Origin of the sequence: Oceanibaculum nanhaiense, assembly GCF_002148795.1 — a bacterium.
Classification (GTDB): Bacteria; Pseudomonadota; Alphaproteobacteria; order Oceanibaculales; family Oceanibaculaceae; genus Oceanibaculum; species Oceanibaculum nanhaiense.
On the sequence record NZ_MPOB01000017.1, the window covers coordinates 21,151 to 30,262 of the forward strand.

The 9,112-nt window shown below is 61.0% G+C and carries 10 protein-coding genes; 1 reads left to right on the forward strand and 9 read right to left on the reverse strand.

Translation table 11 applies throughout. The features are described 5' to 3' along the window. Nucleotides 1-7 precede the first annotated feature (7 nt). From BKM74_RS17830 to BKM74_RS17870, 9 genes are all read right to left on the reverse strand, one after another. On the reverse strand, nt 8-502 hold the full coding sequence (locus BKM74_RS17830; RefSeq protein ID WP_086467067.1) for a PAS domain-containing protein: 495 nt from the start codon (nt 500-502) through the stop codon (nt 8-10). A 205-nt stretch (nt 503-707) separates the two neighbouring features. Then, complete coding sequence (locus BKM74_RS17835) at nt 708-1,790, reverse strand: calcium-binding protein (protein ID WP_086467068.1); 1,083 nt, start codon at nt 1,788-1,790, stop codon at nt 708-710. Between the two features lie 179 nt (nt 1,791-1,969). Next, nucleotides 1,970-3,526, reverse strand: a complete 1,557-nt coding sequence (locus BKM74_RS17840; protein ID WP_086467069.1) for a sensor histidine kinase — start codon at nt 3,524-3,526, stop codon at nt 1,970-1,972. Nucleotides 3,527-3,573: 47 nt separating this feature from the next. Beyond that, a complete protein-coding gene (locus tag BKM74_RS17845) occupies nt 3,574-5,094 on the reverse strand; it encodes a PAS domain-containing sensor histidine kinase (protein ID WP_086467070.1) in 1,521 nt (506 codons plus the stop codon). A 3-nt stretch (nt 5,095-5,097) separates the two neighbouring features. Beyond that, the gene (locus BKM74_RS17850) at nt 5,098-5,904 is read right to left on the reverse strand and encodes an alpha/beta fold hydrolase (RefSeq protein ID WP_086467071.1); all 807 of its coding nucleotides are present in this window, start codon (nt 5,902-5,904) and stop codon (nt 5,098-5,100) included. 336 nt (nt 5,905-6,240) lie between these two features. Further along, the gene (locus BKM74_RS17855) at nt 6,241-6,960 is read right to left on the reverse strand and encodes a hypothetical protein (RefSeq protein WP_086467072.1); all 720 of its coding nucleotides are present in this window, start codon (nt 6,958-6,960) and stop codon (nt 6,241-6,243) included. A gap of 56 nt (nt 6,961-7,016) precedes the next feature. Then, a complete protein-coding gene (locus BKM74_RS17860) occupies nt 7,017-7,682 on the reverse strand; it encodes a transmembrane anchor protein (protein ID WP_086467073.1) in 666 nt (221 codons plus the stop codon). Between the two features lie 17 nt (nt 7,683-7,699). Beyond that, nucleotides 7,700-8,374: a HupE/UreJ family protein gene (locus BKM74_RS17865; protein WP_245825994.1), complete on the reverse strand. Its 675-nt coding sequence runs from the start codon at nt 8,372-8,374 to the stop codon at nt 7,700-7,702. Between the two features lie 108 nt (nt 8,375-8,482). After that, a complete protein-coding gene (locus tag BKM74_RS17870) occupies nt 8,483-8,785 on the reverse strand; it encodes a hypothetical protein (protein WP_086467075.1) in 303 nt (100 codons plus the stop codon). A gap of 103 nt (nt 8,786-8,888) precedes the next feature. Here BKM74_RS17870 and BKM74_RS17875 point away from each other — a divergent pair. Then, nucleotides 8,889-9,112 (forward strand): metal-sensing transcriptional repressor (locus BKM74_RS17875; RefSeq protein ID WP_086467076.1); only part of this gene is annotated, 224 nt, incomplete at its 3' end.

Consider the following 9,112-nt stretch of genomic DNA (forward strand, 5'->3'; position numbering starts at 1 on the left):
CCAAAGGCTAGCGCAAAATACTCTGCTCGCTGTAAACGAGGATCTGCTGCACCGATTTGCCGTCCAGGGTCAGCGGCAGGAAGAGAGAGACATCCTGAACGCGATAGCCGGCCGGCACGGTGACCTCCTCGAAATCGCAGACGATATCTCCCGTTTCAGCAACCTTCGCGTAATTGCTCAGTACCCGCTCAATATCGTTGCCGAAAAAGCCTTCTTCGACAGGCAGGCCGACGGGATTGCCGTGGCGCACACTCACTTCCTTGGTCCCCAGAAGGCGATATATGAAGCGATATCCTCGCTTTATGTCACCTTCATGGGGCATATCCCGCAGCACATCGACCAGTTGAATGCCAGGAAGCGCACGAATCAGATCCGCCGGCTCGATATCCTCTCTGTACGCCAGCCGCCGCCCCCCAGCCTTGCAGAGCCAATACTCATATACGAAGCGGGTCAGCTCCGTGCAGCTGTCCAGAAAACCTGCGCCGATGAAGATACGGTCCAAATTGCTGCCCCACGGTCTGCAGGCCCTGTTGGTTACAATGATACTCCACAATGCATTCTAATATTAGCTTGATTGCATCGCCGGCTAGGTATCCGAACACCCTTCTGTAGATGACATCCGTAACGGCTGCTTATAGCGGGGTTTCCATAAGCAGAAATGGCCGCCCGCGCAGGGCGGACGGCCATCTTCCTAGTCGGCAGGTTATTTATCCGATGATCTCGAAATTATCGGCCGTCAGGCTGCCCTCTGCCACCCCCATCAGGGTTACAGAATCGCCTTCGGAAAACTCGATGACGGCACCTTCGTCGGTATAGAGCACTGCATCCAGCACGGATGCGGCATCATAAAGCATATCCCCATATTCCGCCTGAAGGACCAGGCGGTCAGACATCTCGAAATCCAGAATGACGTCTTCGCCCTGCCCTTCCAGATGCAGGAAGCGGTCAGCACCGTCGCCGCCCGTCATCGTATCGTTGCCGCGTCCGCCCACGAGATAGTCATCGCCGGCGCCGCCCTCGATGGAATCATGGCCGCTGCCACCCCGCACCGTATCTGCACCATCGCCGCCGGTGAGGGTGTCATTGCCAGCCGCGCCGAAAAGGGTTTCGGCCCCTTCGGTCCCCTCGAGAAGGTCATCGCCTTCGGTTCCGACCGAAATCTCAGGCTCGGGTGTTTCTCCGGAATCATCATCGCCCTCGTCCTCGTTGCTGAAGACGATGAAATTGTCCGCCGTCAGGGAATCAGCCGCCACGCCCTCAAGGGTGATGCGATTGCTTCCGCCCAGGTCGAGGATGGCATTGCCATCGGCATAGGTAACTAAGGCAAGAACGTCGGCTCCAACCGCAATCCCTGTACCGTTGAAATCGCTCACAACCTTGATGAAATCCGCGGAAGCGTCAAAGTCGGTGATGATGTCAGCCCCGCTCTCCTCATAGAAAACGAAGGTATCGGCACCGTCACCGCCGGTCGTGGTATCCTTGCCCTTGCCGCCGATGATGATGTCGTTGCCAGCGCCGCCATCGATCGAATCATGGCCCTGGCCGCCGCCAAGGGTCTCGCTGCCGCCACCACCGAAAATCGTGTCGCCCTGCTTGCCACCCTGCACCTCATTGGCGCCGGAACTGTCCGCGCGGAGATCGATGAGGTCGAACCCGATGCCGGTGGAGATCGTATCGTTGCCTGCGGCGCCGATTACCGTGTCGAAGCCGACACCGGTTTCGATGAGATTGTCGCCATCATCATCGAAGATTTCTTCACCCTGGCCATTCGCCTGGTTCATCATTGCCATCTTCCCAACTCCTGATTCTTGTATTTCCAGAGGGCCGCCAATAGCATACGGCTCAATGAGTAACGGGGAATGCGGAAGTTGGTTGCGCAGTTTCCGTGGGACTGTATTGGGTGGCGACGACCCGACGGGGCGCCGTTCAGTTCTCCCAATGCGGCTGGCAGTTCCGTTTAAACTATCGTCTACAAGGCCGTCTGATCGATGCTGGGCTGAACCTGCAACGGAAACGTCAGTACAACCTTTGTGCCAAGGTTTGGCTTGCTGGAGACGGTCATGCTGCCGTCATGAGCCTCGATGAGCCCCTTCACGATGGACAGCCCCATGCCCGCCCCCCGGTTGCTGCGGGCAATATCCACGCGATCCGCGATGACGATAGGCTGGGCCAGGGCATCGATCTGCGCTTCGGTCATGCCGGGGCCGGTGTCCTCCACGGCCACCGTCACTCCCCCCTCCTGCGCCGCAAACCTGATCCGGATACGTCCACCCGCCGGGGTGAACTTAATGGCGTTACCGACGAGATTGATCAACATCTGCCGCACGCAGAGCCGGTCGGCCAGGAAGGCCGGACAATCCTTGGTCCCGTGACTGGAAATCGCCAATCCCTGCTGGGCGGCCTCGTTGAACAGCAGGCCGGTGACCTCTTCCGTGATCCCGGCAGGGTCGATTGGCTCCAGCTTCAGATCAACGCGCCCAGACTCGATCTTGGCCAGGTCCAGGATGCTTTCGATGACCTGCAGAAGGTGGTTTCCGCTCCTATGGATGTCGTCGGCGTATTCGCGGTATTCCTTCCGGCTGTGCGCGCCGAACATCTCCTGCCGCATGATATCGGAGAAACCGATGATCGCGTTCAGCGGCGTGCGCAGCTCGTGGCTCATGTTGGCCAGAAAGGTCGATTTGGCCTGGTTGGCCTCATCGGCATTCATCCTAGCCTCGATGGCCTCCTGTTCGCGTTGCTTGATAGCGGAAATATCTGTAGCGACGAGAATATGGTTCTCCGTGGGCGATTTTCGATGCGTCAGCATCGCCCAGGTACCATCGACGAGTTGGACCTCTAGTGGCGTACCGGATAGCAGTTTCGCCGCCAGTTGTTCGGCTGTGAGGCCGCCAGCGCTGGAAAAATCCATGGCGTCCCGAAGCCAGTCCTGAATAGAAAGGCCAGAGATAGAGCGCTCGCCATTATCTTGATTGACCATCACCATGCGACGATTCGTGGCGATGACCTTCATGTCGGCATCAAGCAAGGCCAGACCGTCGGGAATGCTCTCCATCGCATCAATGAACTGGTTGCGCATGGCAGTTTCCCGCGTGTGCGCTTCGAGGACCTCATGCTCGGAGGCATTCAACGCCCGATGCAACTGCTGCTGCCCCTGTTCGGCTTCAGGAAACCACCGCCGGATAAGGACCAGCAACACGATGATCGCGGCGGCGATATTGACCAGCTTGGGCAGGGCAAGCAGCGTCGGGGTACTGAGAAATTCTTGAAAGGCGCTCGGCAGCCAGCCGTACAGGGAGTTGAAATAAATCCCGAAATACAGATTCTCGAACAGGGTTCTCGCAGCATCGATGGCCAGCACGAAGACCAATGTCTTCAGCGCCATCTCCTCGGTGCCGATCCGCCCGTATTTGCGAAAGAACACCAGGAGAATGACAGTCCAGAGCGCCACAATCACCCAGTAGGTAAAGGGGGCGATGTGATTGAAAAGGTCGTCAATGACCGTCACGGTTCGCTCTTGTTGCATTCTGCTTCCTTTAAACCTGCATATACATTCGCATAAAATGCAATCTTCTATTGCATCCTGATGGCCCGTTGTTCGCCGGCGGTGGCAAAGGTGACAATGGCAAGCGTTCCGCCGGAGCCACCACGCTGAAGCCGCAATGAGCCTCCCTGAAGAGCCGTCAGCCTGGCCGCAATGGGCAGCCCCAGGCCGGTCCCCTCCTGGCTGGTATAGGGCACATCCTCGATCTGCTGGAACGGCTCCATCGCCCGCCTTATCTGCGCCTCGGTCATGCCGCGGCCATCATCCTCAATAGTGAGATGGAGGCTAGCTGTTGCGCCTGGCCCGACGAGAGACAATGTGACCTCACTGCGCGCGAATTTCACGGCGTTGGACAGCAGGTTGAGGACGACCTGCAGGGTCGCGCGTTCGTCCGCCGCGATCGACAGGGGCGATGTCTGCAGCTGCGATCTGATCACTATCCCTCGATCCTCGGCGACCGGCAGCAGGGTCTGGACCGCCCTCTCGACAATTTCCGCAAGGTCGACGGTCTCGATGGCGAGCTGCTGTTTGCCAGCCTCGATTTTGGACAGATCAAGCACATCATTGATGAGATCGAGCAGCAGCCGGCCTGACCGGACAATCATTTCCACATAGTCGAGATGCCGCTCCGGTAGCGTACCGCCAATGCCATATTGCATGGCCTCGCCATAACCGATCACGGCGTTCAATGGCGTGCGCAGCTCGTGGCTCATATTGGCGAGAAAGGCTGACTTCGCCTCGCTGGCGCTCTCAGCTTCCATCCTCGCTTCCCTCAGATCGGCGATCAGCCGCTCGCGTTCCGAGATATCCTCGAACACCCAAAGCCGCCCAGAGGCCAGGCTGTCGATGACGGGAACAGTCGTGACGTTCAGGAAGGCAGACCCGTCCGCGAAGCGCCATATCCAGTTCTGCATCCTGCCGTCTGTTTCGGCGAGCATCTGCCGTGCGCGTTCCCGCATTTCATCGGCATCCGTGCAACGGGACACCAAAAGGGACAGTGCCGCCGCGAAATCGACCGCGGCCACTTCGCCGGTAGTCAGGCCGAGAATCTCAGCAGCCTGCCGGTTGATCAGCACCCTTGGATCATAGGCGTCGACGAAGGCAATCGCCTGGGGCAAGGCCCGCATGATCGCCAGGAGACGCGCGCCATTGACCTCCGACTGTCGGTCCGTCCGGCGGAGTGACCAAAGGTCGTACCATTCTCCCCGAAGGTGATCGACAAGGTCCGGCAAATGGACAGGGACATCGGCGCCCTGACACCAGATAAACAGCACCTCGACTTCTGGCCCATCTCCGGCGCCATCGGACAGGGGGAGATGGAAGATATGGGCCGGGGTGTCGTCCAGGCTGGATACGATCAGGCTGGGCAGGGCTGGCCCCAGGAACGTCCCGTCGGCTTGTGCGGGACGGAGAGAGACGGTTCCCTGGATCAGGATCGGGCTGGAGGCGATCAGGAATGCGCCGGCCCCGCCCCGGCGCTCCAGAAGGAAGGCGGCATCGGCCCCGACCAGCTTCCGGGCACGCGCACAGAAATCAATCCAGGAGGGCATGATTCAGCCCACCGCTGCAAGGAAACGCGCCAGCGCGTTGTTAACCGCGTCCGGTGCGCTGATGTGTGGAAAATGACCCTCTGCTTCGATCACCTGCAGCTCGGCCTCGGGAATAGCGTCCGCCAGCCATTGCGCGGCCGACATTGGCACCGCCGCATCCTGCGCGGTCTGCAGCACCAGCGCCGGACCGAGAACCCGCGTCACATCGCGACGATGGTCGGAGGTGAAGATCGTGCGGACCATGCGCCAGGCGATATCCGGCTCCATGGCCAGCAACGACCGGGTGAACTCTCGCGCCAGATGGGGGCGGTCGCGATTGGCCATGGCCAACTCGCCAAAGCCGCTGGCCCAGGCGATATAATCCTGCTGCATCGCCTGGATGATTCCGTCAACATCCGCCTGGCCGAACCCGCCTGCGTAGTCGCCGTCGTCAAGATAACGTGCCGATGCGCCGACAAGGGCCATCGCCCTGAACAGGCCGGGCTTCGCCGCCTGCGCCAGGCAACCGATCATCCCGCCAACGGAATGGCCGATATAGATGGCGTCTTCGATTCCCAGCTCGTCACAGAGGTGGATCAGGTCGTCGGCATAGCCGTGCAGCGTGGCATGGCGGTGCTGGTCATAGGCTTCCCTCTGGGCGCCGCCGCAGCCTGGCAGATCGAACAGCACAAGCCGGTAATGTTGCGAGAGCGCCTCCACCTGGGCCGCCCAGGCGGTCTGATCGGTCCCGAACCCATGACAGAGAACAAGCGTCCGGTCACCGGCGCCAGTGCGGGTTACGTTCAGAAGGTTCGCGATCTGCTGGTCCATTTGGATATCCCGCCACAAGGAACCGGCTTTTTTTTACGCAATTTGCTTTAGCCAGCCAGAATCATCCCTGCAGGTAGCTTCACCAAAAATGATGATAAATTCGTTAATTGCCGCTCCAAATGGAAACGGCATCCAGCGAATCCTAAACCTCGGCGCCGATTTATGTATGGCTGGGTCCCGATTCATAGGCGCTTCGTTGAGGGTGGAAGTCCTAGAACGGCAAACAAGGTTCCAGGGGGATGCAGGCAGTGTTAGGGCGCTTTCCCGGCCGGATCCTTGGATGATGTCCTTGGAAAAATTTAAAGAATGGCTGAGCTAGTGCCCCTTAAACGCCGGTCACGAAACACTCCCAAACCCGCCAAGCGCAGCCAGCAGGACAACAGCGAACCCGAATCCAACCTGCAGATAGCGGCCAAACTGCTCCAATCGTGCGGCGTGATGCCTGGTTATTCCGACAACAATCCGGCTGGTGGAAACCGCCGTAAGGGCGACGGTGGCGAGCGTGACGGCCACACCAAGCGCCAGCGCCAGAAGCAGAATGGCGGCATGCGCCATGGATGCCTGGGCCAGCGCAAATCCCAGCACCGTGATCGTCAGGGGACAGGGCAGGACGCCAATCCCGGCCGTTATGGTGAATGCCGCATGGTGCGATGTACCGCGCGGTCGGAAAGCCTGCAGGACCATCAGCGCCCCGGCCAGCGCGACAAGCCCATAACCGAGGGTCGTTACCAGGGGCTCGCCACGGCCGCTGAGGCTGGCTGCCGGACGCAGCAGCGCGGCGAACAGGGCATAGAGCACGGCGCCGGTCGCGACATGCATCAGGGCCGCCATCGCCGCGATCCGCAGCCCCTTCAGGGCCGTGCCCCGGCTGCCGGCGAGGAAGGCCGCCAGGGCGAGTTTGCCATGCCCAGGCGTCATGGCATGCAGCGCGCCAAGCCCCGCCCCCAGCGCGAGAAGGGCCGGCATGTCGCCGGCCCGCAGGATCGCGGACAGCGCCGCCAGGATTTCCCGCTGCCAGGCGGAAACCAGTGCCCATGCCTGCCCGACAAGCTCCATCGCTAACTCCTTCACCCCTCCCGTATCTTGCCAACGATGCGGGAGGGGGATCGGGATCAGACGACCCGTTTCAGGGCGATGAACTCACCCTCCACGCGGAGCGTCACCGTTACATCCTTGCCAGTGCGGTTGCGCCAGAACCAGCCATGGTGGCCGTCGAAGGCTGCTTCAAGCACGCCCTTCTCGCCCGGCGAGGCACGCCCCTTGCCATAGCCGTGATAGAAATCGCGCGGCGCGTCGTAGGGATCGCCATGCGTGTCATAATTCACGCCACCCCCGGCCGTCTTCCACTCGAAGGCCACCTTGGCGCCCTTGCGCATCTCCAGCTTCACTTCCGCGCCTTCGCCGGGTTTCAGGGTCAGCGTGTATTCCTCGACCTTGGCCTGGGCGAGCTGCACCGAAGCGGCGGCCGGCTTCGCCAGGAACAGCTCGGCCAGCACCGTGCCGATCAGGCTGGAGCGCTTGTCGCTGGCTGGCGCGGACGCCGGCTGGCTGTCCTTCAGTCGGTCCTCCTCGGCCTCCCGGGAAAGCTGTTCCTTGATCTCGCCCATCTCGGTCAGCCCCAGAACCCGGCCAATGCCGGTGGGGTCGATGCCATATTCGCCGGGCAGTACCGTGGTCACCAGCAGCACGATGGCCGTGGCGATGGCGATGAAGGTGGAGCGCAGCAGCTGCCGGGTGCTGGGTAGCTGGTCGCGGCTGGGGATATTGCTGTTGTACATATCTTGGTCTCCCTGGATCAGGCGACGAAATAGCCGGTGATGTGATAGCCCACCAGCATGAAGCCGGCGGTCATCATGGCGGCGTTGGCGGTGTAGGCATGACGCAGGAAGCTGTCGCTGCGCCGCCAGTAGCTGATGGCGATGAGGATGGCGCCCAGGGCCAGCAGCTGGCCGATCTCGACGCCGACATTGAAGGCCAGCAGATTGGGAATGAGCCCGTCCTCGGCGATCTCATATTCCTGGAGCTTGGTCGCCAGGCCGAAGCCATGGAACAGGCCGAAGATCAGCGTCGCGGCCCTGGTATCGGGCTGAAAGCCGAACCAGCGCTGGTAGGCCCCCATATTGTCGAGCGCCTTGTACACCACCGACAGGCCGATGATGGCGTCGATGATGTAGGCGCTGACACTGATGCCCGAGAGCACGCCGAACAGCATGGTCACCGAATGGCCGATGGCGAACAGACTGACATAAAGGGCGATGTCCTTCGCCCGGTAGAGGAAGAAGATGACGCCCAGCAGGAACAGCAGATGATCGTACCCTGTGACCATGTGCTTGGCGCCCAGATAGGTGAAGGGGATCAGGTTGATCCCGGTGATCTCCAGGATGTAGCCCTTGTCGCCTTCCGTGACGGCATGGGCGAAGGCGGGACCGGCGAGCAGCAGCACCGCCAGCAGAACCGGCAGGCCAAGCAACGGTCTCAGCCGGTGAAGCGGCCGAGACCGATCAAAATCGTTTCGAAGCATATGATGTCCAATATCGTCGGGTTGATGAGCCGCCCGAGGCGGCCGCGAACGGCGATATCAGGCGCGGCGCGGCGGTCTTTCCGGCTGCCCCGGAGTCCGCGAGAAGGCGCTGGCTTCGCCCTGTCCGGGCTTCATCTCGAAGAACACCGGCAACAACAGGACGGTCAGGGGCTGCAGGCGCCAGGCGTCATGCACATGATCGCCCGACGACGAAGCCGTGCGTTCCGATGCCTCTCCATCATCATGGCTATGCCCATGCCCGGCCGTGAAGGCATCGCCGGGAACCGCATGGCCGTGCGCCACAGGCCCCAGCGCAACCATCAGAACCAGCAGGGCGGCCAGCACATGCCGAAAAGACATAAAAGAACCTTCGAGTTCCGGTCGTCCGCAAGCATCGGGACGACCGAACAATATCGAGAAAACGGCGTTGCTTCAATCCCCCCAGGGGGGATATCTTCGGCTCATGAACGTACATGATCCCCACCATCACCATGATGACATCCTGAAACGGCTGCGCCGCGCGGAAGGCCATCTGCGCAGCGTTATCGCCATGATGGATGAGGGCCGCCCCTGTGTGCTCCTCGCCCAGCAGCTTCATGCGGTCGAGCGGGCGATCAGCGAGGCCAAGCGCGTCCTGATCCGCGACCATATCGACCATTGCCTGGACAGCGCGGTGGCCGGCGACGG

Excerpts from the sequence above, each read along its gene's own strand:
- BKM74_RS17835 (WP_086467068.1), bottom strand. The coding sequence starts at position 1,790 with ATGGCAATGATGAACCAGGCGAATGGCCAGGGTGAAGAAATCTTCGAT.
- BKM74_RS17840 (WP_086467069.1), bottom strand. The coding sequence starts at position 3,526 with ATGCAACAAGAGCGAACCGTGACGGTCATTGACGACCTTTTCAATCAC.
- BKM74_RS17845 (WP_086467070.1), bottom strand. The coding sequence starts at position 5,094 with ATGCCCTCCTGGATTGATTTCTGTGCGCGTGCCCGGAAGCTGGTCGGG.
- BKM74_RS17850 (WP_086467071.1), bottom strand. The coding sequence starts at position 5,904 with ATGGACCAGCAGATCGCGAACCTTCTGAACGTAACCCGCACTGGCGCC.
- BKM74_RS17855 (WP_086467072.1), bottom strand. The coding sequence starts at position 6,960 with ATGGAGCTTGTCGGGCAGGCATGGGCACTGGTTTCCGCCTGGCAGCGG.
- BKM74_RS17860 (WP_086467073.1), bottom strand. The coding sequence starts at position 7,682 with ATGTACAACAGCAATATCCCCAGCCGCGACCAGCTACCCAGCACCCGG.
- BKM74_RS17870 (WP_086467075.1), bottom strand. The coding sequence starts at position 8,785 with ATGTCTTTTCGGCATGTGCTGGCCGCCCTGCTGGTTCTGATGGTTGCG.